This window comes from Lysinibacillus sp. F12, assembly GCF_057773605.1.
The window spans coordinates 110,033-135,348 of sequence record NZ_JBYMLP010000006.1 but is presented as its reverse complement, the minus strand read 5'-3'; the positions used below and the strand labels follow the sequence as shown (position 1 = coordinate 135,348).

Annotated in this window: 23 protein-coding genes; 4 read left to right on the top strand and 19 right to left on the bottom strand. The window is 37.5% G+C overall.

Annotation, left to right across the window (positions count from 1 at the left end):
• Window positions 1-34: 34 nt before the first annotated feature.
• The 11 genes from AC3CH7_RS21180 to AC3CH7_RS21130 all read right to left on the bottom strand — a co-directional run bounded on the left by AC3CH7_RS21180 (window position 35) and on the right by AC3CH7_RS21130 (window position 11,308).
• A complete protein-coding gene (locus AC3CH7_RS21180) occupies window positions 35-742 on the bottom strand; it encodes an ABC transporter ATP-binding protein (RefSeq protein WP_012296111.1) in 708 nt (235 codons plus the stop codon).
• Window positions 742-1,521, bottom strand: a complete 780-nt coding sequence (locus AC3CH7_RS21175; RefSeq protein ID WP_012296112.1) for an ABC transporter ATP-binding protein — start codon at window positions 1,519-1,521, stop codon at window positions 742-744. The genes AC3CH7_RS21180 and AC3CH7_RS21175 overlap by 1 nt, the downstream gene beginning before the upstream one ends.
• Complete coding sequence (locus AC3CH7_RS21170) at window positions 1,521-2,456, bottom strand: branched-chain amino acid ABC transporter permease (protein WP_031416743.1); 936 nt, start codon at window positions 2,454-2,456, stop codon at window positions 1,521-1,523. The genes AC3CH7_RS21175 and AC3CH7_RS21170 overlap by 1 nt, the downstream gene beginning before the upstream one ends.
• Window positions 2,457-2,468: 12 nt before the next feature.
• Window positions 2,469-3,344 (bottom strand): branched-chain amino acid ABC transporter permease, encoded by an 876-nt coding sequence (locus AC3CH7_RS21165; protein WP_012296114.1) that lies wholly within the window; start codon window positions 3,342-3,344, stop codon window positions 2,469-2,471.
• 150 nt (window positions 3,345-3,494) lie between these two features.
• Window positions 3,495-4,715 (bottom strand): ABC transporter substrate-binding protein, encoded by a 1,221-nt coding sequence (locus tag AC3CH7_RS21160; protein ID WP_012296115.1) that lies wholly within the window; start codon window positions 4,713-4,715, stop codon window positions 3,495-3,497.
• Window positions 4,716-5,089: 374 nt separating this feature from the next.
• A complete protein-coding gene (locus tag AC3CH7_RS21155) occupies window positions 5,090-5,692 on the bottom strand; it encodes an SAM-dependent methyltransferase (RefSeq protein ID WP_012296116.1) in 603 nt (200 codons plus the stop codon).
• A gap of 87 nt (window positions 5,693-5,779) precedes the next feature.
• The gene (locus AC3CH7_RS21150; RefSeq protein WP_488381873.1) at window positions 5,780-7,561 is read right to left on the bottom strand and encodes a CotH kinase family protein; all 1,782 of its coding nucleotides are present in this window, start codon (window positions 7,559-7,561) and stop codon (window positions 5,780-5,782) included.
• Window positions 7,562-7,603: 42 nt separating this feature from the next.
• Window positions 7,604-8,287, bottom strand: a complete 684-nt coding sequence (locus AC3CH7_RS21145) for a DUF4956 domain-containing protein (RefSeq protein ID WP_031416746.1) — start codon at window positions 8,285-8,287, stop codon at window positions 7,604-7,606.
• A gap of 17 nt (window positions 8,288-8,304) precedes the next feature.
• Window positions 8,305-9,006 (bottom strand): polyphosphate polymerase domain-containing protein, encoded by a 702-nt coding sequence (locus AC3CH7_RS21140; RefSeq protein WP_031416747.1) that lies wholly within the window; start codon window positions 9,004-9,006, stop codon window positions 8,305-8,307.
• A gap of 213 nt (window positions 9,007-9,219) precedes the next feature.
• Window positions 9,220-10,638, bottom strand: coding sequence for a sensor histidine kinase (locus tag AC3CH7_RS21135; RefSeq protein WP_036217770.1), 1,419 nt, complete (start codon window positions 10,636-10,638; stop codon window positions 9,220-9,222).
• On the bottom strand, window positions 10,622-11,308 hold the full coding sequence (locus AC3CH7_RS21130; protein ID WP_488381872.1) for a response regulator transcription factor: 687 nt from the start codon (window positions 11,306-11,308) through the stop codon (window positions 10,622-10,624). Before AC3CH7_RS21130 ends, AC3CH7_RS21135 begins: the two co-directional genes overlap by 17 nt.
• A 215-nt stretch (window positions 11,309-11,523) precedes the next feature.
• Here AC3CH7_RS21130 and AC3CH7_RS21125 point away from each other — a divergent pair, with 215 nt between their 5' ends.
• Window positions 11,524-11,859 (top strand): heme oxygenase, encoded by a 336-nt coding sequence (locus tag AC3CH7_RS21125; protein WP_012296118.1) that lies wholly within the window; start codon window positions 11,524-11,526, stop codon window positions 11,857-11,859.
• Window positions 11,860-12,007: 148 nt separating this feature from the next.
• Here the strand turns inward: AC3CH7_RS21125 and AC3CH7_RS21120 are convergent, their stop codons facing one another.
• Complete coding sequence (locus AC3CH7_RS21120) at window positions 12,008-13,027, bottom strand: YeiH family protein (protein ID WP_031416751.1); 1,020 nt, start codon at window positions 13,025-13,027, stop codon at window positions 12,008-12,010.
• A gap of 113 nt (window positions 13,028-13,140) precedes the next feature.
• On the opposite strand from AC3CH7_RS21120, the gene AC3CH7_RS21115 reads away from it, so the two are divergent.
• The gene (locus AC3CH7_RS21115; protein WP_031416752.1) at window positions 13,141-14,022 is read left to right on the top strand and encodes a LysR family transcriptional regulator; all 882 of its coding nucleotides are present in this window, start codon (window positions 13,141-13,143) and stop codon (window positions 14,020-14,022) included.
• Window positions 14,023-14,037: 15 nt separating this feature from the next.
• Here AC3CH7_RS21115 and AC3CH7_RS21110 read toward each other — a convergent pair whose 3' ends face one another.
• Complete coding sequence (locus AC3CH7_RS21110; protein WP_488381871.1) at window positions 14,038-14,955, bottom strand: LysR family transcriptional regulator; 918 nt, start codon at window positions 14,953-14,955, stop codon at window positions 14,038-14,040.
• 113 nt (window positions 14,956-15,068) lie between these two features.
• On the opposite strand from AC3CH7_RS21110, the gene AC3CH7_RS21105 reads away from it, so the two are divergent.
• Entirely contained in the window at window positions 15,069-16,259 is a 1,191-nt protein-coding gene (locus AC3CH7_RS21105) for a coenzyme F420-0:L-glutamate ligase (RefSeq protein ID WP_012296122.1), read from the top strand.
• A gap of 187 nt (window positions 16,260-16,446) precedes the next feature.
• Here the strand turns inward: AC3CH7_RS21105 and AC3CH7_RS21100 are convergent, their stop codons facing one another.
• The 4 genes from AC3CH7_RS21100 to AC3CH7_RS21085 all read right to left on the bottom strand — a co-directional run bounded on the left by AC3CH7_RS21100 (window position 16,447) and on the right by AC3CH7_RS21085 (window position 20,832).
• Window positions 16,447-17,082, bottom strand: coding sequence for an RNA ligase family protein (locus AC3CH7_RS21100; RefSeq protein WP_012296123.1), 636 nt, complete (start codon window positions 17,080-17,082; stop codon window positions 16,447-16,449).
• A 23-nt stretch (window positions 17,083-17,105) separates the two neighbouring features.
• The gene (locus AC3CH7_RS21095) at window positions 17,106-18,062 is read right to left on the bottom strand and encodes an AAA family ATPase (RefSeq protein ID WP_197223666.1); all 957 of its coding nucleotides are present in this window, start codon (window positions 18,060-18,062) and stop codon (window positions 17,106-17,108) included.
• 156 nt (window positions 18,063-18,218) lie between these two features.
• Window positions 18,219-19,388: a M20 metallopeptidase family protein gene (locus AC3CH7_RS21090; RefSeq protein WP_236249583.1), complete on the bottom strand. Its 1,170-nt coding sequence runs from the start codon at window positions 19,386-19,388 to the stop codon at window positions 18,219-18,221.
• A gap of 31 nt (window positions 19,389-19,419) precedes the next feature.
• On the bottom strand, window positions 19,420-20,832 hold the full coding sequence (locus AC3CH7_RS21085; RefSeq protein ID WP_036217775.1) for a YfcC family protein: 1,413 nt from the start codon (window positions 20,830-20,832) through the stop codon (window positions 19,420-19,422).
• Between the two features lie 579 nt (window positions 20,833-21,411).
• On the opposite strand from AC3CH7_RS21085, the gene helD reads away from it, so the two are divergent.
• On the top strand, window positions 21,412-23,718 hold the full coding sequence (gene helD, locus AC3CH7_RS21080) for an RNA polymerase recycling motor HelD (protein WP_012296128.1): 2,307 nt from the start codon (window positions 21,412-21,414) through the stop codon (window positions 23,716-23,718).
• 118 nt (window positions 23,719-23,836) lie between these two features.
• Here the strand turns inward: helD and AC3CH7_RS21075 are convergent, their stop codons facing one another.
• Together AC3CH7_RS21075 and AC3CH7_RS21070 are read right to left on the bottom strand one after the other, a co-directional pair.
• On the bottom strand, window positions 23,837-24,592 hold the full coding sequence (locus tag AC3CH7_RS21075) for an amino acid ABC transporter ATP-binding protein (protein WP_012296129.1): 756 nt from the start codon (window positions 24,590-24,592) through the stop codon (window positions 23,837-23,839).
• Window positions 24,593-24,605: 13 nt separating this feature from the next.
• The gene (locus AC3CH7_RS21070; RefSeq protein ID WP_012296130.1) at window positions 24,606-25,307 is read right to left on the bottom strand and encodes an amino acid ABC transporter permease; all 702 of its coding nucleotides are present in this window, start codon (window positions 25,305-25,307) and stop codon (window positions 24,606-24,608) included.
• Window positions 25,308-25,316: the final 9 nt, after the last annotated feature.

Here is a 25,316-nt window from a genome sequence, read left to right as displayed (position 1 = left end):
AAAAGGGCCCCTCATTGTTGAGACGCCCTCCCCATTATAAACCACCCAAATAAGCAGCCTTTACTTGTTCACTTTCTTGAAGCTCTTTGGCTGAACCAGATAAAACAATGCGTCCTGTTTCGAGCACATACGCACGGTTAGCGACAGACAGTGCCATATTGGCATTCTGCTCAACAAGCAATACTGTTGTCCCCTCTTTATTCACCTGTTCAATAATATTGAAAATATTCTTTACCATTAGCGGTGCGAGCCCCATTGAAGGCTCATCCATTAATAGCAATTTGGGCTTTGCCATTAAAGCACGACCCATTGCAAGCATCTGCTGCTCCCCACCAGATAATGTTCCTGACAGCTGTTTGCGACGCTCCATTAGTCTAGGGAATAATTCGAAAACATGGTCCATATCTTTTTTTATTCCTGCTTTGTCATTACGCAAATAGGCACCAAGCTCTAAGTTTTCTTCTACGGACATATTGGCAAAAACACGACGTCCTTCTGGAACGTGGGAAATCCCCGATTTAACAATGGTTTGGGCTGCTTTCCCTGCAATAGAGAAGCCTTCGTATTCAATGATGCCACCTTTTGGCTTTAATAAACCTGACAATGTTTTTAACAATGTACTTTTCCCAGCACCATTTGCACCGATTAGTGTTACAATTTCACCCTCGTTTACTTCTAAAGAGAGGCCCTTTAATGCTTGAATGTTGCCATAATAAACATCTATATTTTGTACTTTTAGCATTAGCCGATAACCTCCTCACCAAGGTACGCTTCTATTACCTTTGGATTGTTGCGAATTTCTTCTGGTGTCCCGTCAGCAATTAATTGTCCATGATCAAGTACATAAATGCGCTCACATATACCCATTACTAAGCTCATATCGTGCTCAATCAGTAATATGGTTAAGCCAAACTCCTTACGAATAAACGCAATTAATTCCATAAGATCATGCGTTTCCTGCGGATTCATCCCGGCAGCTGGTTCATCCAATAATAAGAGCTTTGGATTTGCCGCTAATGCTCGGGCAATCTCTAATCTCCTCTGCATTCCATATGGTAAATTTTTAGCCAACTCATTCATATAGACATCTAAACCAAAGATTTTTAAAAACTCTATGGATTGAAGCTCCATTTCTGCCTCGCCCTTAAAATGAGTTGGTAAGCGAAAAATTGATGACCACATCGAATGCTTAGCAAGCGAATGATTGGCTACTTTAACATTGTCTAGAACAGATAGTTCTTTAAAGAGACGAATATTTTGGAATGTACGGCTTATTCCCTTTTGCGTTACTTGGTAAGGTGCAAGCCCGTTTAATTTCTGTCCGCCAAATGTGATGGTCCCCTCTGTTGGTGTATATACCCCTGTCAACATATTAAAGCTAGTCGTTTTCCCAGCACCATTAGGTCCGATTAATCCCACTAATTCACCTTGATTGAGGTACATATTAACACCTTGTACGGCCTTTAAACCACCGAATTGAATCCCCATATTTTCCACATTAATAAGAAGGTTTTCAGCCATTATTTTGTACCTCCTTTTTTCCCAAACTTAAATAAATCCGTAATTTCTTTTGTCCCCATTAATCCGGTTGGACGGTAAAGCATCACGATAATTAATACTAAACTGTAAATAATCATACGAGTTTCAGGGAAGTTTGCTAGATACGTCGATACGATTGTTAAGAATACCGCAGCAATTACAGAACCTGAAAGACTTCCTAAGCCCCCAAGTACAACGTAAATTAATATATCAAATGATTTTAAGAAACCGAAAGTCGTCGGTTGAATAATGTAAAAGTTATGGGCAAAAATTGCACCTGCTAGCCCTGCAAAGAAAGATCCAATTGCGAACGCAACAACCTTATAGTAAGTTGTATTGATTCCCATAGCATCTGCTGCAATCTCATCTTCGCGAATAGAAATACATGCACGACCATGACGTGAATTTGTAAAGTTTGAGATTACAAGAATGGTTAATACTACGCCAAAGAATGCATACGTCCAGTTAGATAAATATTTAACTTGCATCCCTGCTGCACCGCCAACATAATCCGTATTTAAGAAAATAATACGAATAATCTCCGCAAATCCTAATGTTGCAATTGCTAGATAATCCCCTTTTAAACGAAGTGTTGGAATACCTACAATAAGACCTGCAACAGCTGCTGCAACTGCCCCTAATAAGATCGCCAATGGGAATGGCAACATGAGCTTTGTCGTAATAATGGCTGATACATACGCACCAACGGCTAGGAACCCAGCATGCCCAATCGAGAATTGACCAGTAACACCAATAACAATATGCAAACTGACAGCCAGCATAATATTAATACACATCGTAATCAGCATATTTTTATAGTACATATCAATGACTTCGGTCATAATCAATAATTGCACAACTGCATAGATGACTAGCGCTAATACGGCATAGCCCCAGAAAACTTTAGACTTTTTCATATAACCGCTCACCTACACTTTCTCACGGGCATTTTTACCAAAGATACCCGATGGTCTGAATATTAAGATCAAAATTAAAATAACGAATGCTGCTGCATCTCTCCATAAAGAGAAGCCAAGAGCACTTACCAAGGATTCCACAACGCCTAATAACATACCACCAACCATAGCGCCAGGAATGATACCAATCCCGCCAAGAACAGCCGCAATAAATGCTTTAACCCCTGGTATAACACCCATTAACGGGTCAATCTTCGTATAATAAACACCGAAGATAACACCGGCTGCGCCAGCTAAAGCGGAACCGATGGCAAATGTTGCCGAGATTGTATTATCAACGTTAATCCCCATTAAGCGTGCTGCATCCGCATCATGAGAAACGGCACGCATTGCTTTTCCGATTTTTGTTTTATGTACGATGAATTGTAAAAGAATCATCAGTACAACAGCAACTGATAAAATTAAAATGGATGTACTACTAATTTGCACGCCCAAAATGTCAAAAGATTTATTTTTGAAAACTTCAGGATATGCTGCTGGTTGAGCGCCTCTGAAGAAAATTGTTGTATATTCAATTAATAAAGATACGCCAATCGCTGTAATTAATGCCGCGATACGTGTTGCATTTCGTAAACGTTTATAGGCAATCCGTTCAATTAAAACACCAAAGATTGCACAAATGAGCATCGCCAATAATAATGCTGGGAAAAAGCCAAGCTCCCATTTAGCAATTGCGTAAAAGCCAATAAATGAACCAATCATGAAAACGTCACCATGAGCAAAGTTAATCAGCTTGATAATACCGTATACCATCGTATACCCTAGCGCTATTAACGCGTAGATACTTCCTAGTGAAATACCATTCACAAGTTGCTGTATCCATTCCATACGCTTTCACTCCTTTGAATTTTCTGAAAAATGAGAAATCTGTACATGCATCGATACTAAAAAGTTATGTTTTATACGGCTATTGTAGTTATATAAAAAAGAAAAAAGGAAGGCGTGTTTACCCGCCTCCCCCTTGCTGCTTACAAAACATTAAGGATTAACTTTAGAGTTGAACACTTGTTTACCGTCTTTAAATTCAAGAACTGTTGCTGTTTTAATTGGGTTATGGTTTTCGTCAACTGAGAAAGTACCTGTTACTAAAGAAAGATCCTTTGTTGCAGCTAATTCATTTTTAATAGCTTCCCCATCCGTAGAGCCTGCACGCTTAATTGCATCAGCAATATAGTAAATAGAGTCATACCCAAGTGCGTTGAACGCATCAGGTGCCTTATCACCATTTGCCGCTTTAAATGCCTTTACAAAGTCTTGAATTTTTTTATCTGGATCTTCCGCAGAATAGTGGTTAGTAATGTACGTATTATTTAATGCATCTTTCCCAGCTAGATCCACTAAAGTTGGTGAATCCCAACCATCAGCACCCATTAAAGGTACATCAATACCCATTTCACGGGCTTGTTTAACAATCAAACCAACCTCTTCATAGTATCCAGGGATAAAGATAAAGTCTGGATTCGCTGCTTTAATATTTGTTAATTGTGTACGGAAGTCTGTATCCTTCGCTACATAAGCTTCTTCCTTCACAATTTTTCCACCACTCTTAGTCATCGTTTCTTTAAAGGACTTTGCTAAACCCTTTGCATAATCAGATGCGTTGTCTGCAAAAATAGCTACATTTTTCGCACTTAGCTCACCTGAAGCAAAGTTAGCTGCCACAATCCCTTGGAAGGGGTCAATAAAGCATGTACGGAATGCATATTCGTTAACGCTGCCATCCTCGTTTACTGTAATATTTGGGGCAGTTCCAGAGCCCGTAACAATCGGGATTTTATTTTGATTAGCAATTTGAACCGTTGCTACTGTATTCCCAGAAGTTGCAGGTGCTAGCATTGCTACTACTTTATCTTGCGTTGCTAGTTTAATAGCTGCGGCTGTGGCCTCAGAGTTTTCTGATTTATTATCTACTTTAATCAGTTCTATCTTCTTACCATCAATACCACCCGCATCATTAATTTCTTTTACAGCCAATTCTGCGCCCAGACCGATTGAAGAACCGTAAGATGCTACATTTCCTGAAAGCTCTAAGTTTGCACCAATTTTAATTGTATCGCCATCAGATGAGCCACCGCCTGATGATGAGCCACCACCTGAACTTGAGTCGTCTCCGTTACCACAACCAGCAAGTACACCAGCAAGTAATGAAGATGCTACTAAAAGTGAACCGAACTTCTTAAGCTTTTTACTCTCTTTCATAATTAAATTCCCCCTGAAAATTTCTAAAATATTAGATATTTCTGATAATTATAAACAAATACATTCATTTCCTCAATAGCAAAAATAATTATTTATAACTAGCTAAAATGACAGAACAATATTATTCATTTATGACTTTTACATTGTAAAACATTCTTTATATTTAGTCTAGAGTGATTTTTCAGTATAATTAGTTATTTGCGAATTATCTTTTAATTCAAGCCATCGTGTAGTACAAAACTATCATATGCTATCATTTTTTTAAGATAAGAATTAATCCGAACATATTTGTTATTTTTAGTTCATGATAAATTATTTCCCTGAAAATAAGTCTGTAAAAACAGGAAAAAGCATAGAGACGGTTGCCCATCACTCTATGCTTTCTTTAATTCGAACACACAAAGACGTTCATTAATATTTGTTTCATTTTCTAAATGCACTTCATGAAGCAATTCAAATGGTGTTCCCTGATGTAAAAACTGTAAATAATCATAGGGTGGATAGTATAAAATGATATGAATATCTCGCATTCGTTGCTCATAGGATTGCCAAATGTTCTGAATAACTGTGCGGAAAATGTGAATAGAAAAGGGATTAAAAAAGAAAAATACATTATCACGCGGCTTTATTTCATACGCCTCTGCTATCGTATGAAGAAATGTAACGGGTGCATGTGAACGATTTTTTTGAAGATAGCTTCGTTTATTATCTTCTGCCTCTGCATAAAATCCAGCATCCATCTCTATTCCGATCGTTGGAATATGGAATTGATGATGAACATAAATGGGTACCCTTCCTTTTCCACAGCCCATATCAATAAACACTGGGTTGTCAGGCATTTCGTATATAGCAAATAATTGTTCAAGCCCATTGTAAGGTGTTGGTTCATAACGATGATAGTGGGCAAGCTTTGGGAAACCATATTGTTCTCCCACGGTCTTAATATGCAAATATTTATCAAACTGTTGTTCATTCATATGAAAGGACTCCTAAGAACAGAATGCTTTATTTTAGCACGAGAAAAAGCAAAAACCATACCCAAAAGTTTGGATATGGTCATTTTTTTAACGGCCTCTCCGCTTAAATCTATAAACAAAGAGAAGTGAAAGGAGTAATAACACTAAGGATGCAATGATTGTAATCACTGTAGTCTTATCAATAGTGGTGGCTGGATCGGCGATTTCCTTATTGGCACCAGGCATTCCCATTGGCGCTCCGTTTTCTTCTGGGCGCTGCATAGGCCCACCATTTTGACCTTCTCCCCCCCTTAGTCCATTGGCTTCTTTGTTAAACGGAGGACCTTGAGATGGATCAAAATCCTCTGGTAGCTGACTCGGATCAAAATTATCAGGCATAGCTTTCATTTCTCCATCTTTATTTGGAACTGGCATCGTATTATTTTGAGAAGTTGTCAATGCTTCCACAACAAGCTCCCCAGAGAGCTGTTTTAAAATAGATTCGGAGCGCTGCTTTGCAAACTCAGGTAAACTATTCTCACCTTCAACTGCCTCTAAAAACTGTTCCGTCGTAGAAAATTTAGTTGGATCCGCTTCGACATAGGTTGTTAAAAGCACCGCTAATTTTTTTGTCATTGATTGTACATAATCCTCTGTTAAATAATTCGTCGTTAACTCTTCTAAATAACCTTCATATTGAGCGCGATATTTCTCATTAGTAAGTAAGGCATTCAGTAGTGGCCGCTCCTCCAAAGTTGTACCAGAGACAGGAGTAGTCACACTAAAATTAATAGCACTCTCGGCCATTAGGTTTCCTGACATACCCATATCCATGTTAAACTGGCCATTCTGTTGTTGCCTATCCACACCCTTTTGATCCGTTTGTCCATTGTTCTCCATTGGTGAACCTGAATTAGAAGCATCAACTGGCTTTTGACGATTTTCTCTACCCATTCCCATTCCACCGCCACCTGCTCCAAAGCCGCCAAAGGACATATTGTAATCCCAAGGGATAATTGAAAACTTGCCATTCTGTTCGTATAAATAATAGTTATGCTTCATATTCCCTTGATAACTGTCTAAATTTACAAGTGCTGTATTGACAGCAAAATAACATAGCATTTCATCAACATCCAAATATTTTTCAATGTCTCCACCATTATTAATAGCATCCAGCATTTCTACAAATTTGGATTGCTCGATATTATCTTCATTTGTTTTTAATCCAATACCTGTATAATCCAGAATATCCTCACTAATATATTTTAAATCACTGCCTATCCCATCTGGCTTAAATAAGAAGCCATTATTGGAGCCATAGTTATTAGCTAGGAACGTTTCATCCACTGCTTCTACGCCTAAAAACAAACCACGTTCCTCACCATTTACTGTGACATACATATAGGAATGTGCTGGCGTTGGTAAGCCCATTTGCTCCATCAATTCATAGGATATATACTCTCGCATTAATGTAGAGTCACTATAATTATTATTTAAATTTAACTTTTTCAAGCCAAATAAACTTTGTGTGTCATCATAATAATCAAAATCAATTTTTAAACTATAACGATCTGAGTCACTGTTGATGACGGAGCGTAACGTTAAATTTCCTTTCGTGCGAATAGCCACATTCTCAATTTTCTTGCCGTTTACTGTAATATCCGCCTGTTTTAACTCTTCATCTGCCGCATTTTCCAGCATGTCAGCCCAATCTTCCTCTGCTATCTCGATATCGACTGTAGTGACTTTGTTTTTATTAAAAACTATATTCTCATAAGAGAACTCGGTATTCTTTGTTTCAATGCCTACATTCGGAAGCACAGCATATATTACAACAAAGAGAAGGAGAAGAATTGCCATGCACAGGTAGACAATTCGGGTTTTAATCATCACTGACACCTCGCTTTGGAATCCTTTTTGTGAACGCAGTCATTATGCTGTAAAGTTCCCGTCATAGCTTAGCATAATGGCAGATTTTACACCCGGCACTTTTGTTAGTAGATCCATTAGTTTAGCATCGTTTTGTTTGACGCGAATTTCATACGTTGTTTCCATTTCCTCATTGTTCATAATCGACTTCGATTTGAGGGCGAATTTTTTTGTTTGTGCAGCTATAATTCGCTCCACCTCTTGAGATGCTAGCTCTTCCTCAAACTTTACAATTAATAAATAAGGATTTTCCACTGTAATTTTATTGACAAATACTAACAGCACAAGACCAATTAACACGGCTCCAATAATGACTAAAGGAATAAAACCTGCCCCACATAAAATACCTGAAACAATTGCCCAGAAAATATAAACTAAATCCATAGGATCCTTAATAGGCGTTCGGAAACGCACAATGGATAATGCACCAACCATACCAAGAGATAGAAGAACATTCGAACTGATCCCCATAATCACGAGTGCTGTCGCCATTGTCATAATGAGCAATGCAATATTGAATGAATGAGAGTAAATCACTCCGTTAAAGGTTTTCTTATAAACTGCGTAAATGAAAAGCCCAATGAAAAATGCTACGACCAAACCAATAATTGAATCGATTAATGAAAAAGATGTTGTTTTTTCTAAAAAATTAGATTTAAAAATATCACTAAATTTAATTGTATCCATCGTTCGTTCTCCTTTTATTAGCCATACATACGACTAAGTTGATATTTTGAATAAGCCTCGGCACGTGTATCTACAGACTGAAGTAAATATTTGATGATGTCCGGTAAATAGTCATCATATTTCACCTCTAAAATCACTAGGTTTTGCTCTAGTACATCCACCATGGGTAAGTTTGGATTAAACATATCTGTATTGCGTAAGCTGGATTGCACCTTACTATCAAAAGTTACTCGTACATTACCAAATGGGTAAATATACGCCTCTCGCACATAATCTACTACTGTTGTTGGTCTAAGTTGCCTGTAACTCATCTCTTGATATAAGTCCCTAAGCAGTCCTCGCTCATCCTCCTCCATCCATGAAATATCTCCAAGGCGCATTTTTTCATATTCAGCTTGAGATATTGCACACTTCGTTTTAAAGGTTAAATTATTCCGTTTACTCTTGCGCTCAAGATTGATAATGGCACTAGATTGACCGTATATTCGTACGCGGTATTTATCTCGATTAATATAGCCTTCCTTTTTCTCATTGAGCACTTTATTCGCAAAATTATCGAAGTACGTACTTCGAATTACATATTTCCCATCCGCACCCGCATGCTTGTCCAGCTGCATAATATACTGTAGCTTGGCTTTTAATAACGCATAGTCTGGATAGGAAATCGCTTGTTTAATTTCTTGACGACCATTTGGATTAAATGAGGTTACTATAGGCATATACATCTCACTCCCTACTAAATATCATTGTCATATAGCAGCTGAATCCCAACGATAGCAAAAGAACCTTTTTGCTCGTTTCTCGTCTACACTGTCTACTATAAAGAGCGTTTGTGTCAGGCAGATGTCAACTTTACATTTTCTTCACTGTTATTTTACAAATCATTTCTGGCCTTTTGTTTCCATGAAGCCCATAAAAAAGCTACCACGCCATCACGACGTAGTAGCTTTTTGCAATAGTAATTCAAAGGAAGTTCCTGTGGCATGACTTTCGATTAGTTTTAAGTCACCACCAATAGATTGTGCCATCATTTTACTAAGAGGTAATCCAAGACCTAACCCTCGAATCGCATATTTTTTATTCTCTCCTCTATAAAAACGCTCAAATATAAATGCCTGATCCTCTACAGGAATACCTCGCCCTGTATCCTTTACAATAATTGAGACCGTATCCCCTTGCTCTTTAAGTGTTAGCGTTACAAATCCTATATCCATCGACTGTTTCGCATTGGTTAATAAGTTTGTCATAATTTGCTGAATACGGACAATATCTACCTGTACATGGATGGCAGGATCAACTAGGTGCAAGCTTACATGAACACTGTCATCTTCCTGCATTACTTCCCACTGTGCGACCACCTCCCGCAGAAGTTGATTGACATCTACAGGCTCAAGCTTCACCGGAATCGCATCTACTGCAAAGTGGTTAAAAGCAAGTAAATCACCGACCATTGTTTTCATTTTTGTCGTTTCGATCACAGCCATATTTATAAATTCCATTGCATCTTGTCCTGTTACAACGCCATCCTTTACAGCTTGTAATAGCCCACTTATAGAAGTGACGGGTGTTTTCAGTTCATGGGTGACGCCTGCCAACAATTCTGTTCTGGTTTTCTCCAGTTGTTCAAGTTTTTGAGCCATATCTTCAAAGGAAGTTACAAGCTCATATACCTCTTTTTCCTTACAATCCTGAGGTAAATCGACTGAATAGCTACCCTCCTGCACTTGTTTTGCTGCTGCTGCTACTTGTTTTATGGGACGTGCTAAACGTTTGGACAAAAAATAGATAGCAACCCAGCCTAACAAAGCCAAAGTCCCAATCAGAATAGCAAGCTGACCATAGGCTTGATTCACTCTTGTTAAATTTTCTTTCTTCTCCACTACTAGCACCCAGCCAATTAGCTCCTGACTATTTTCTATTTTTCTTTTGACCACATATTGAACAGGCTCTAATCCTATCGTTAATTCCTTTGTACCTTCTTCACCATCTAACATACTCTCTACATTTTTAGCACTGCCTGGTGGTACAGGGCGGTTACTTGTTATGATACTGCCCTTTGTATCGACTACATACAGGATAGGATCGATTTCTCTCATAGTAAAACGTTCCCGATCCCCAATGAAACCAGGAATACCGTTAAACGGCCAATTATTGAGCCCCGAATTATCGGTTAAACGATAGACCGTCTCGTCCGCTAAAAACTCCATCATCTCTAGTCGATTTTCAAACGTCGTATGGCGAATCCAAGCTGCCGAAATCAAGGAAATTATAGCTAAACCTATAAATAGTGTAAGTAAGTAACGGCTTGTCCAATATTGAAGTAAAGATATTCTTTTATTTCTTTTGAACACTCAGCTGATACCCCAATCCACGTAGTGTCTTTATTTCGCCCTCTGCTTCATCCCATTCCATCAACGCTTTACGAATCCGTTTCACTGCTAAGTCTACCGCTCGATCACTTCCGTCATACTCCCAGCCCCAAACATGATCAATGAGCTGATCACGCGTAAATGTTTGGTTCGGATGGTCAGCTAAAAATAAAAGCACCGATAAATCTCTAGGCGTTAATAGTATTTCCTTCCCTCTTAGAAACACTCTATGTGCCTTCCTATCAATTTCGAGAGAACCGTAACGCTTTAAAGAGGATAAATCGGTGCTTCCTTCAGCCCGTCTTAAAACGGCCTTCACTCTCGCAACAACTTCATCTGCAATAAAGGGCTTTGGAATATAATCGTCTGCCCCTTGGTCAAATCCTTCTAAACGGTAATTAACCTCGCCTAAAGCGGTTAACATTATAACGGGACAAGCACTGAATTCTCTAATTTCCTTTAAAATAATCCAACCATTTTTCTCAGGCAGCATAATATCTAGTAACACTAAATCTGGTTGAGTCTCAATAAATTTATCTAAAGCCTCACCACCACTAAAGCACTGTGTTACACCATAGCCGACCTTTTTTAAATAAACGTTTAACACCTGGCTAATTGCATATTCGTCTTCTATTACTAATATATGCGCCATTTTTGTTCACCTCGATACTACTAGCTCTTATAATGATTATAGCACCGGATTATGTCAGTTAAATGTCAGCATCTATGAAGAAGTTTACTTACGATGAAAATATAAAGAGGACTTCTATTGACAATGTCTTCCTAAGCCACTTATCATTGATTGCGAATGATAATCAGTGATAATTCATTCAAAAACCTAGTAAATGAAAATAAGGGGGGAAAAGCATGATTATTGTTACAAATCGCATTCAAGTGAAACCAGGTTTTGCAGCAAGAATGGCTCCAAACTTTACAAAACCAGGTCCTTTACAACAATTTGAAGGCTTCCATAAAGTAGAGGTATTAATTTCAACGGATGATCCTACTTATGACGAAATGAGTGTTAATATGTATTGGGAATCCAAGGAGCATTTCCAGGCATGGCGCAATAGCGATGCCTTTGCTGCAGCCCATCACCGTCCAAGTTCAGGCTCTGAAGGGGAAAAAACGGATAGCCCGATTATCGGCAGCAAAATAGTAGTTGCTGAATTAGCATCTTCCATTGAAGCTTTACGTTCATAATCACACTAAATATTTATACATGATCTTCTGATTCTATCTAAAAAGCCCTGCATGCTGACATACGATGCAGGGTCTTTTTCATGAAGATAGTTTGTACAACATCCTTTAAAAATGGATTAGTTATATGGCAGTGCAATATTTTTCAACATCATAATAAGAAAATAACAAGTATATAGCCTAATATAGATAGACAAACTGAGCCAATTAAACCAGCAACAAATGCCTTTACTCCAAGCTCCTTAAAGGTTTTAATCTCAACATTTAATCCAAGACCAGCCATCGCCATAGCAATTAAGATATAGGCAATATTTACAAGGGCTTCCGCCACATTAGCTGGTATAATACCTAATGAATTAATTGCACTCATTGCTAAGAATCCTAATATAAACCAAGGTATGATTGACAATGAAAATGTTTTTGTCTCTTCTCCTTTAGCCGTTCTTCGATAGAAAATGCCGATTATAATGGCAACTGGAACTAGCAGTGCGACACGAGTTAACTTTACAATGACCGCTATATCAATAGCTTCATTTCCACCAGCAGATGCCGCAGCAATAACATGAGCTATTTCATGTAAGGTACCACCCGCGAAAATGCCATACTCTGTTGGCGTTAAGTTCATAACAGAATAAAGTACTGTATAAACAAGTGTAAATACGGTTCCCAATAGCGCAACAATGGCTGCCCCCACAGCAGTTTCTTTTTCATTTGCTTTAATTTGAGGTGCGATTGCCACGACAGCTGCAGCTCCACAAATGGCAGTGCCGCAAGCCGTTAGTATCCCTAGCTTTTGATCTACGTGAAATATTTTTGTTAGACCATACACTACGATTAATGCAAATAATAAATTAATGACTGCAATGAAAAAAACATTTGCTCCAGCGTGATAAATATCAGCTAAATTTAAACGCATCCCCAATAAAATAATGCCGAATCGTAATAGCTTCTTACTGGAAAATGCAATTCCAACTTGCCAGGAATCCTGTACTTTAAATGCTGCTCGCCAAGCCATCCCTAATATAATAGCAATGACCAATTGTCCTAATATTGAAAAGAAAGGAAAAGTAGCAATATATTTAGCAACTAAGGCAAGAAGGAGTGTTAGTAATATTCCCTTCAGAAAGTTTGATTGAAGTGCGTATTTCCCTTTGTTCTGTCCATTAACCATGATGTTCACTTCTTTCTCCTTTGTTGAGTACTACTTTATTAAAAAGTACACTATTAGTAAAATACATATATATAATTGTTACTATTAAAATTTCTAATTATAGAGGTGTAAATATGCAATATGAGGCTTTAAAAACGTTCATCACACTGGTAGAGGTCAATAATTTTACAAAAGCATCAGAAATACTTCATATTTCACAGCCAAGTGTCAGCTTACACATTAAAAACCTTGAGCAGGAATTACAAACTACTTTATTTATTCGATCGCCAAAATCTGTACAAATTACACCAACTGGTGAAATTCTCTATAAACGGGCTAAGCAGATTATGGCGATAACTGAGGCTGCTAAGGAAGACATTGCAGCCTATCATCAAGAAGTACAAGGGACACTCGTCATAGGTGCCAGTTTTACTATAGGAGAATACATACTGCCTCCTATTATCGCTAGCTTGCAACAACGCTTCCCACAACTTGAGCTTCAAATTATTATTGGTAATACGAAAGAAATCATTCAATATACAAAATTATTGCAAGTTGATATTGGCCTGATAGAAGGACAGGCTCATGACAATGAACTTTTAATAAAGCCATTTATGCAGGATGAGTTATTTATTGTCAGTGCTAGCAATCATCCTCTAACAAAGCAACAGCCCATTACTGCAGACAATCTTCAACAGCAAAGCTGGGTTGCGCGTGAGGAAGGCTCTGGCACGCGTTATTATTTAGATCATTTATTTAGAGCCAATGGTTTACAGATTCAATCATTGTTAACTATTAGTAGTAATCAGGGAGTTAAAGAAAGCGTTATGCAAGGACTTGGGCTTTCCTTACTGTCTGCGTGTGTCATTGAGCGTGAGTTAAAAAATGGCGATATGGCGATTCTGACCCTTGAAGAACAGCATTTTATGCGGACATTTTCTTATCTTTGTTCGCCAACTATGAAAAATAAGCGGAATGTTGATATATTAATTGAGGTATTATCAAAAAAAGCTTAGTGACGCTTCCCGTCGCTAAGCTTTTTTGATGCTTCTTCTAGTATTAAAACGTTTATGTTCAATGATTTCGACAAATTTGGTCGCCGCTCTAGAAAGGGGTACTGTCTTTAAAAAGCACATCCCTATAGTCCTGGGTGGAATATTTCCATTTAAAGATAATTCGTATAGAAGTCCTCTGTGTAGATAATCCTTCGAAAACTCCTTTGTAACACATGCGATTCCTAAATTACTACGGGCAAATTCTAATACAAGATCATGTGAACCTAACTCAAACTCAGGTTCAATATGGACCCCTCGTGATAATAAAAAATCCTCTACATATTTTCGTGAATTCGATTTTTTCTCTAGGAAAATAAGCGGGAATTTTAACAGATCCTCATAGCTTAAACTTTTAGAAGCCAGTGTCTTATATTTCTCGCCACAGACAAAAATATCTTGAATATCCGTACATACCGTTAACTGTAATGTCGAGTCCTCTATGGGAAAATTACAAAAACCAATGTCCACCTCACCCGATTTAATAAAATTGCAAATTTCAGTGGTAGTACCATTTAACATTTCCAACTTAATATTCGGGTACATCGTATGGAATGCTTCTAAATAAGGCATAAGGAAAAAACGTGAAATCGTATCTCCTACGCCAATCTTTAGTTGCCCGGTTGTTAAATTTTTAAATTCTAATAACTTTTCTTCACCCGCATCTAAAAGTCCTAAAGCCGAATTCGTATATTCAAATAGCAGACTGCCCTCTGTTGTCAAAGTTACACCCTTAGGCGTTCGATTAAAAAGACGTGTACCCAGCTCTTTTTCCAGTTGCATCATAGCTTGGCTAACAGCAGGCTGAGTCATATATAAAACCTTGGCTGCTCTTGAAAAGCTATTATTTTTAGCTACAACACTAAAAACACGGTATAAATCTAATTTCCCTATCATATAAGCACCCCTTATAGCTAGTATATGAACTATTAATTTTACTTATATCATGAGTGAGGCGTATAGTAAAATCATATGGATTTTACATCAAAGTTAAATGAGGAGAGATTAAGTTGGAACGTGTAATCGGTACAGTTGTAAGAGGTCTTCGTGGTCCTATTATTAACGAAGGCGATCATATTGAACAAATTGTTGTAGATACGGTGTTAAATGCTGCGAAAATAGAGGGTTACACTATTGAAGATCGAGATATTGTGACCGTAACTGAGTCAGTAGTAGCACGTGCACAAGGGAACTACGCAACAATTGATGATATCGCTGTGGACGTAGCAGCGAAATTCGGCAATGATACTGTAGGAGTTATTTTCCCTATTTTAAGTCGAAATCGTTTTGCTAACTGCTTACGAGGTATTGCTAAAGGCGTTAAAAAGGTTGTCTTAATGCTAAGCTACCCATCTGATGAAGTTGGCAATCATCTTGTCGATATCGATGAGTTAGATGTAAAAGGCATTAATCCTTGGACAGATACATTAAATGAAGTGGAATTCCGTGAGCATTTCGGCTTTAAAAAGCACACATTTACTGGTGTAGATTATATTGAATACTATAAAGAGTTAATTGAAGCAGAAGGGGCTACATGTGAGGTCATCTTCTCCAATAATCCAAAAACCATTTTAGACTATACAAAGAGTGTCCTAACATGTGATATTCACTCACGTTTCCGCACAAAGCGCATTTTAACAGCAAACGGTGCTGAAAAAGTTTATAGCCTTGATAATATTTTAGCTGAATCCATCAATGGTTCTGGTTTCAATGCTGAATATGGTCTACTTGGCTCTAACAAGGCTACAGAAGATAGTATTAAGTTGTTCCCACATACTTGCCAGCCGATTGTTGACGGTATCCAAGCTAAAATCAAAGAAGCTACAGGAAAAACTGTAGAAGTTATGATTTACGGAGATGGTGCATTCAAAGATCCTGTGGGTAAGATTTGGGAGTTAGCAGATCCTGTTGTTTCTCCAGCCTTCACAGCCGGATTAAACGGAACTCCTAACGAGGTTAAATTAAAATATTTAGCAGACAATGACTTTGCTGATCTTCGAGGAGAAGAGTTAAAAGCTGCTATTTCTGAATATATTCAAAATAAAGATGAAGATTTAACAGGTCAAATGGCTGCACAAGGAACAACACCTCGCCGCTTAACTGACCTTATCGGCTCCCTATCTGATTTAACATCAGGTTCAGGAGACAAAGGAACGCCTATGATTTACATTCAAGGCTATTTCGATAATTACACTAAATAATAAAAAAGAACTCTCGTACTAGTGACGAGAGTTCTTTTTTGGATGGAGGATGACAGGGATCGAACCTGTAATCCCTAGATGAAAGGGATATGCAGCCTAGCAACTTCCTCATAATATACTATGGTTGATTGATTCTATGAAGTATTACATTTTTCTCAGTCCTTTTCATAAATGAATGAAATTACTTTTATTTTAAACGGTTAGGTATTACTTTTTCTTGTAGCCAGTGTTCACTTGTTTGAACATGGTGAGGTCTCACAAATTTGCCCAAATTATACTGAAAATCATCATAATGAAAGGATTCGGCATTTCGAATGACATACCCCTCTTGTTCACCATCAAACATTGATTTCCCAGTAAACATTCGTTTTATTTTATTCTCGTCGAAAATCCCTCTGTATAAAACAGGCACCGTTTCAACGCCTAATTTTTCCGCAAAGGCAACCGTCTCATCCCAACTTAAACAAATATTATCTTCATTCCAAATACTAAATAAATAAAAATAACTTGTTAGTGCCTGATAATATATAGAATGCTTAGCATACATATTTTCTCCACATAGTCGCCAACTATCTGGGATCTGATAAGAAAAACTAGCATGGAATGTTTTAACCCAATGTCTAGAAGGATGGTTAGCTGAATGGATGCTTCTAGCATGCATATAGTCCTTGTACAGCGTTGTTCCTTCTCCATCTAGCTTTTCAGTGACAACAACCTCTTTCCCAATAAAATGATTCACATTTTTAGCAACCTTGTCATCATGGGTATAGCCTCTGCTCCATGGTAAATGAAAGCTTCTTGGGTATTTCATTAATTTCGTCATATTTACACTCCTTTCTCTATTGTTTATTTCGCAAACTGGTCAGCCTCACGGAAAAAGTAAAGCCTTGTTAATAAATCCCCATCTAATAAATGATATATTTCACTTCCCCCTCTATCGCCACCATACTGGATTAGCATATGAAATTGAACTAAATAGACGACCTTTAATACAAAATCCACTTCAAAGCCCAATTCTAATAAAAAATGACAAACGATTTGTGCTGATACGTTTTCATGACCATAATAGCCATATCGTTGTTGCAGCGGCTTATATTTTTTACAAAATGGTTTACCAACATCATGGAATAATGCTGCTATTTGTAATGCCAGCTTATCACTTTCCGAATAGTATTCATTGATATAGGAAAAGACAAAATAAGTATGCTGACATAATAGAAATTGGTGATGTGGATTTTCTTGATTGAATTGATAAATCTCTTTAAAAAGTGGAATTACTCGAAGTGTTTGAAAAAGCTCCTCATAATTGGGCTCACGTTGAATAAGCGAAATAAATTGTTGTCGGGAAATTGCATAGGGGCTTGATTCATGTACGATATGCACTTCATCAAATCCTTCTCCCACCGTCGGAAATTCTAAATGCTTGCTTATTTTCTCCATCACCACTAACGGTACATTTCTCTTTCGTTGTTGGTTTCTAGCTACACATATGGAGTAGGGGGTGTCAAAATAATAGCATTCCTTCCTAACCGAGGTTGGCAATTTACGTAGTGCAAATATCCTCCGTTCCCGTTCAATATTGGTAGCATCTACAATGACCGTATAACCCTTTGCCACAAGGTCATTAAGACGCTCATATAGTGTACGAAAAACCTGACGTGATTTCTGTTTTGTTGCGTCACCAAATAGCTCCTGACGTATAGCATCACTCGAAAGGACAACGGCATTTTCTTTTTTTGCTAGCTGCTTCACAAATGTGCTTTTTCCACTTCCAGGTAATCCAACTGTGAAAATTACCTTCATCTCTTTTTCACCTCCCTTCAAGTTTCTATATCGTATAAGATAAACAATCCTTTAGTGCTTTTCAATACATCCTTATAAGCATTTTAAAAGGCATGAGTCATGTACTATACCGCACTCATGCCTTTTAAACAAATTATTTTTAGCTTACTTTTCCCTTTATGGGCATAGTGTTCGTGCAATATTTTCAAAGTAACGAACACCATACATAAGAGCTTCTTCATCAATTTTAAAACGAGGATGGTGTAATGGGTACGCATCTCCAAACTCTACGTTATGTACCCCTATAAATTGCATCGATGAAGGAACAACTTCTGAAAAATCGGCGAAATCCTCTGTTCCAAACATTGGTCCAGGTAATTCCTTCACACCTGTATCTCCAACTATTTCTCCAGCTATACGGCGGGATAATGCTGTTAATTCTTTATCATTTGTTACAGAGGGACACCCTAGCTCCCATGTAATTTCAACCTTTGCACCATGCATAGAAGCGATACTTGTAGCGATCTTTTCTAAATGTTTTCGCGCATCTACACGAATCGTAGGATCTAGTGAACGAATCGTTCCACCTAGCTCTGCTGTGTCTGCAATAATATTTAATGCCGTTCCACAATGAAATTTTGCCACCGTTAAAACAGGCGCATGTGTACTCGGTACTTTACGTGACACAATGGTTTGCAGAGCTACAACTATTTCAGAACCAATAAGTAAAGGATCTATAGCGACCTCAGGTGTAGAAGCATGGCCACCCCTACCGTAGATTTTAATTTCAAAATCATCTGCTGCTGCAGTAAATTTACCGTCTTTCATAGCAAATTGTCCTACCTCATAATCAGGGCTCACATGTAGTGCAAAGGCATAATCGACATGTTCTACAATTCCTAGGGCTACTAGTTGAGCAGCTCCTCCAGGCGTCACCTCTTCAGCATGCTGAAAAACAAAACGAATTTCTCCACAAAAATCAGTCCCACGCTCAGCCAATGCTTTTGCTGCACCAAGGAGCATCGCTGGATGGGCATCATGGCCACACGCATGCATGACTCCCGGATTGGTTGATTTAAAAAATAAATCCGTTTCTTCTTCAATCGGCAATGCATCAATATCAGCTCGTAGTAAAATGGTGTGCCCCTTATTATCCTTTTTCGTACCCTTTAAAAATGCACAGACACTCGTCTCTGTTAAACGCTTCACCTCTAAATGTGGAAACGTTACTAGTTGATTATAAATATATTGGGCTGTCCCATGCTCCTGATGTGATAATTCTGGATACATATGCAAATGACGACGCCATTTAATTACTTGTTGTTTTAAATCCACTGCTTCTATCAATCTAATCACTCCTACTATATAATTTATATGATTAAAATGGTCCATAGTTTATGAGATGTGCAATAACTAATAAGATAATTGCTAAGCTTGTCTGTATAAGGAAATAAGGAAATACCCATCTGACCCATTTTGAAAATGGGATACCCGCTATTGCTAATCCTGCTAATAAAACCCCACTCGTTGGAATAACCATATTGGAAATACCATCACCAAATTGGAAAGCCAGTACAGCTGTCTGCCTAGTTACACCAATTAAGTCTGCTAAAGGTGTCATGATTGGCATTGTTAAGGCCGCTTGTCCACTTCCAGAAGGCACTAAGAAATTCAAGCAGAGCTGAAGTAAAAACATCCCTACTGCATTTATAGAAGCTGGTAGAACACTTACTGCATTAGAAACAAAATGCAGAATAGTATCAATTAACCCTCCATTCGTCGTAATCACTAAAATGGTTTGGGCAAATCCGATGATTAAAGCCCCTTCTACCATATCTCGGGCGCCGGTAATAAATCCTTCAGCCATTTTATTCGGTCCAATCTTACATATAATAGACATAATAATACTGCTTAGTAGAAAAATTCCGCCAATTTCACTTATATACCATTGGAATTTTATTACCCCTACAATTAGTGCAACAAAATTACCTAGTAGTACGAATAATGCTAGTAAATGTCGTGTACTTATCTTAAAGTCCAAATCTATTTTTATACTTTCCTCCGGATTAAACTTGCCATAAATCCCTTGGGATGGATCAACTTTTACTTTTTTTGCATGTTTATATATAAAAAGGACTGTCAACATATAAAATACAACAAACACGACTATTCGATAGGACATCCCTGAATACATCGGAAGCTCGGCAATCGTTTGAGCAACACCAATGTTAAAAGGGTTTGTAATGCCCGATGTAAAGCCTGTTGCTAGTGTACCGAGCATGACAATCGCAAAACCTGTCATCGCATCCATCCCTAGCGCCATCGTTAAAGGGATAATAATGGCTATATATACAAGCGTATCCTCCGCAGAGCCAATTAATGTTCCTAAACTTGCAAATATTAATACGAGAATAGGGATTAATACGTACTCTTTCTTCCCAAACTTAGAAGCCATTACTTTAATAAACGAATCAATAGCACCAGTTTTTTGCATGATCCCTAAAGCTCCACCAAATAAAAAGACGAACAAAATAATAGGAGCCCCTTCAAGCATCCCCAAATGCACACTATTAAATATTTCTAGAAAACCAACGGGATTTGAGCTTATATATTGAAAGGACTCAGGATCAACAATCATTCTCCCATTACTCTCAACTCTTTCATACTGTCCTGCCGGTAAAATATAGGTCAATAACGACATAACCAAAATAATAATAAACATTAATACAAATGCATTAATTCCCTTTATACGTGGTTCATCTTCTTTTTTTTCTTGATGCAGGTTTACCATAACTGTCTCCCCCTACTATTTATTATTCTTTGAACCGAGACATAGACAACGTAGCAATTAAGCAAGGGTTTATACACCCATCATTTTCCGTTTAACGGAAACACGTTCCGAATAACGGAAACTTTATACACAAGAATAAAAAATAGAATACAAAATGTCAATATATTTTGATAATTCAAATAAATATATTTTGATGAATAGGAAACATAATTAATAATCATTTCTTTAAAAGGAGGAATAATTGGGGACTTTTCTACATATAAAAAAGACTGCTCCACCTTTTCGTAGAGCAGTCTATGCATATCAATATTTTATCAACTTATACCATTATTGTATCACAAATTTACAAAAATTACTAGACTATACTTCTTACTGAAGTAGATGTATGATAAATTTCCTGATTCAATCACCATACCAAATCTCCTTGAGATAATTACATTGGAAGACTTTTCTATTTATTCAAAGAATCAGTGTTCAACCATTGAAAAGGAATCACAATTACCTACATCCCACCATCTATATAGGTAAGGGTTCATGCCGAACGAAAATAAAAACTATGGAAAGGAATGTGAGTAAACGTTGGAAAATCAAAATGAATGGATTGAAGAAAAGCAGCACCTTGAGCATTGTTTAACTATCATTGATGACAAAATGAAGGAATTACTGCTTAAAGAAAAAGGGTTTAAAGAAAATGCTGTCTCCATCAAAAAAACTTTCTGGAACGATGTCAGAGTCAATTTAGATACTGCTGAGGATGTTGATGAAACCTTTTTTGCCATTAAGCAACAAGTAGAGCTTCTTTCAGATTCAGAACTTGCACAGCAAAGGGCGATTCGAAATGCGAAGGTTTATGAACGTTTACAGCAGTCACCCTATTTTGCACGAATTGATTTTTTACAAAGCGAGCATTCTGAACCTCTAAAAATTTATATAGGTGTTGCCACACTTTTGGATGAGCTAGATGAAAACATCATCATTTATGACTGGCGTGCACCCATTTCTAGTATGTATTATGATTGCACACCTGGTGAGGCTTCCTACGAAACTACGACGGAAAACATTCACGGAGAGATGCTACTTAAACGGCAATTTATTATTAAAAACGGACAGCTACAATCGATGTTTAATACAGGTCTTACCATTGGTGATGACTTATTGCTTGATATCCTTGCACAAAATGCAAACGAGCATATTCGCAGTATCGTTGCAACTATTCAAGCCGAACAAAATAAAATTATTCGCCATATCCACTCACGTTACCTCATAGTAGAGGGTGTTGCAGGAAGTGGTAAAACGGCCGTTGCTCTCCAACGGGTTGCTTATTTATTATACCGATATCGTAATGAAATGACGGCAGATCAAATTCTACTGATTACACCTAATCAGCTTTTTAATCAATATGTTCACACTGTGTTACCTGATTTAGGTGAAGATAATATGCAACAACTAACATTTATTGAGTATGCTGAAAAGCGTTTAGGTCGTCAGTTCCAATTAGAATATCCTTATGAGCAACTGGAAGATCTTTTAACAGAAAAAGATGAGGCACAATATTTAACAAAATTAAATAGTATATCTTTTAAAGCCAGCCTGACTTACAAACAATTGATCGACCAATATGTAAGCTATTTGTCAAACAAAGGCTTATTATTTAAAAATATTGTTTTTCGTGGGGAACGAATTATTACTGCACAGGAAATTACGGAATACTTTTATTCTTTCCCATCCTCCATGTCGATACCAAATCGCCTACAATTAGTGAAGGAATGGTTATTACAGCAATTAACCAAAATTGAAAGAACTGAACGTATGAAGGATTGGGTAGAAGAAGCTACTGAGCTATTAGACAAGGAAGACTACTCCAAGTCTTACAGTGAGCTCTTATATGAGGGACGCTATACAGAAAACTCATTTGATGATTTTGATCATGAACGCAAAAAATTAGCGAGACAAATTGTAAAAAAGCATTTTAAACCATTACGAAACTCTGTCAATCAATTAAGATTCGTCCATATATTAGGTACCTATCGTCAACTCTTTGATATGTCTAATACTCTCTATCAAGAATTTCAGCGGCTTGTGCCAGACAATTGGGAGGACATCTGCCAAAACACTCTTCCTAATTTAGCAAAACGATGGATTTCTTATGAAGATGCAGCTCCATTTTTATATTTACAGGATAAAATTGAAGGACAGCAGACAAATACGACCATTCGCCATGTATTAATTGATGAAGCACAAGATTATTCACCATTCCAACTAACTGTCTTACAGCAGTTATTCCCTAAAGCTCGTATGACCATTTTAGGCGATGGACATCAAACCATTCATCCGCATACCTTTGATAATCCTTCTCTGCTCGACCCTCAATTATATGGTGAGCATGCAGAAAAGATGATTTTAACAAAAAGCTATCGTTCGACAAAGCAAATCATTCAGCTCACGGCTAAAATTTTAAATGATGGTAGTGAAGTAGAGGCCTTTAACCGAAATGGGCTAGAACCTACGATTACAATTTTGCCAAATGAATTGGAGTTAAACCAACAGATTATCCAGAGCATTAACACGCTAGCTCATAAATTTGAAACAATTGCTGTTATTTGTAAAACCGCAGCGGAATGTTCTGCGGTTTTTGAACAATTAAGCAATCACGTTGATATTCAGCTCATTACTCACAATACTAAGCAATTTAAAAAAGGGATATTATTACTCCCTGCCTATATGGCAAAGGGGATTGAATTTGATGCAGTTCTTATCTATAATGCATCCGCCGCCAACTATTCACGTGAAACAGAGCGTAATTATTTCTATACAGCCTGCACAAGAGCTATGCATGAGCTGCACATTTATTCTATTAACAAATTAACGTACTTCCTTCAATCATAGAAAGGTGTTTCATTATTGCTGAATAAACGAAGGGATTTCCATTCAGGTCTATATCTCCCGCTCTCAACCATCTCTTTGAGCATACATTGGAGCTGAGTCTGAATGGAAATTATCCTCGTTATATATAGAACGTATAGTCTTCTGGAATGACACGTTTTAAAAATCTCTTCGTCCGTTCCTCTTTCGGGCTAACAAAAATATCATGAGGGCTACCTTCCTCTACGACAACGCCTCCGTCCATGAAAATCACACGATTTGCTACATCTTTTGCAAAACCCATTTCATGTGTCACCACAAGCATTGTTGTCCCCTCAGCTGCAATATTTTTCATGACCTGTAGGACCTCACCGACTAATTCAGGGTCAAGTGCAGACGTTGGTTCATCGAATAAAATAATATCCGGATTCAACGCTACCGCCCGCGCAATCCCTACCCGTTGTTGCTGACCTCCGGATAACTGACTTGGATATGCGTCATATTTTTCAGATAAGCCTACTTTATCAAGAGCCTTTTTGCCAATTTCTACTGCCTCTGCCTTAGGAACTTTCCTTCCAATAATTAGTCCCTCTGTGACATTTTCTAATGCTGTTTTATTCGTGAAAAGATTATAATTTTGGAAAACAAATGCTACACGCTGGCGAATTGCATGTACGTCTTTTTTCTTTACATGTTGAAAATCCACTTCAATGTCTCCAAATGTCGCATGTCCTTGATCTGCTTTCTCTAAAAAATTGATACAACGTAATAATGTTGTTTTTCCTGAGCCACTAGGACCTAGAATAACGACTACATCACCTTGATCAATAGCTAAATCTACACCCTTTAGAATTTCATTTTCACCAAATGATTTATGAATATTTTTAATTTCTAACATGCTCATTCACCCCTTAGGCATTTGCCGCTTTATATTTGCTTAAATATTTTTCATATCGCTTGAACAAGTATTCGACGGTGCTACATAAAATTAAATACACAATAAAGATATCAAGATAGGCTTCCACGTAATTGTAGCCGACATTTGCAGCAACCTTTGCCTTCAGTGTGATTTCAGGTAAAGACATTGCGTACCCTAGGGAAGTTGCTTTAATCAAATTGACTGTCGCTGTACATATATTCGGTAGCGCAACAACTAATGCTTGAGGAATAATGATTCGGGTATACGCTTGGAATGTTGTCAAACCTATTGAATATGCTGCCTCCAGTTGTCCCTTTTCAATGGTACTTAACGCAGAACGAAATACTTCTATTAATATGGCTGTTGAACTAAATGCGAACACGATAAATGCATACCAGATTGGATTGATTTTATATATATCATACGTAATATGATATTTTTCAAAAATAACTTTTAGCATAAGCGGAATACTACTATAAATAATAAAAATTTGTATAATAATAGGTGTTCCTCTCACAAAAGATACATAAATTTTTGCTATATGATGTATAACTGGAATTTTATTTATCCTTGTTAACGCCAGCAAAAATCCTAGTGGCAGAGCAATGAGCAAAGCTACAACTGTGACAAGGAGTGCGATGGGAACACCTGATAATGCAACAAAAAATGTTTCAAATAAAAATTGATAATTCATGGTTACGCC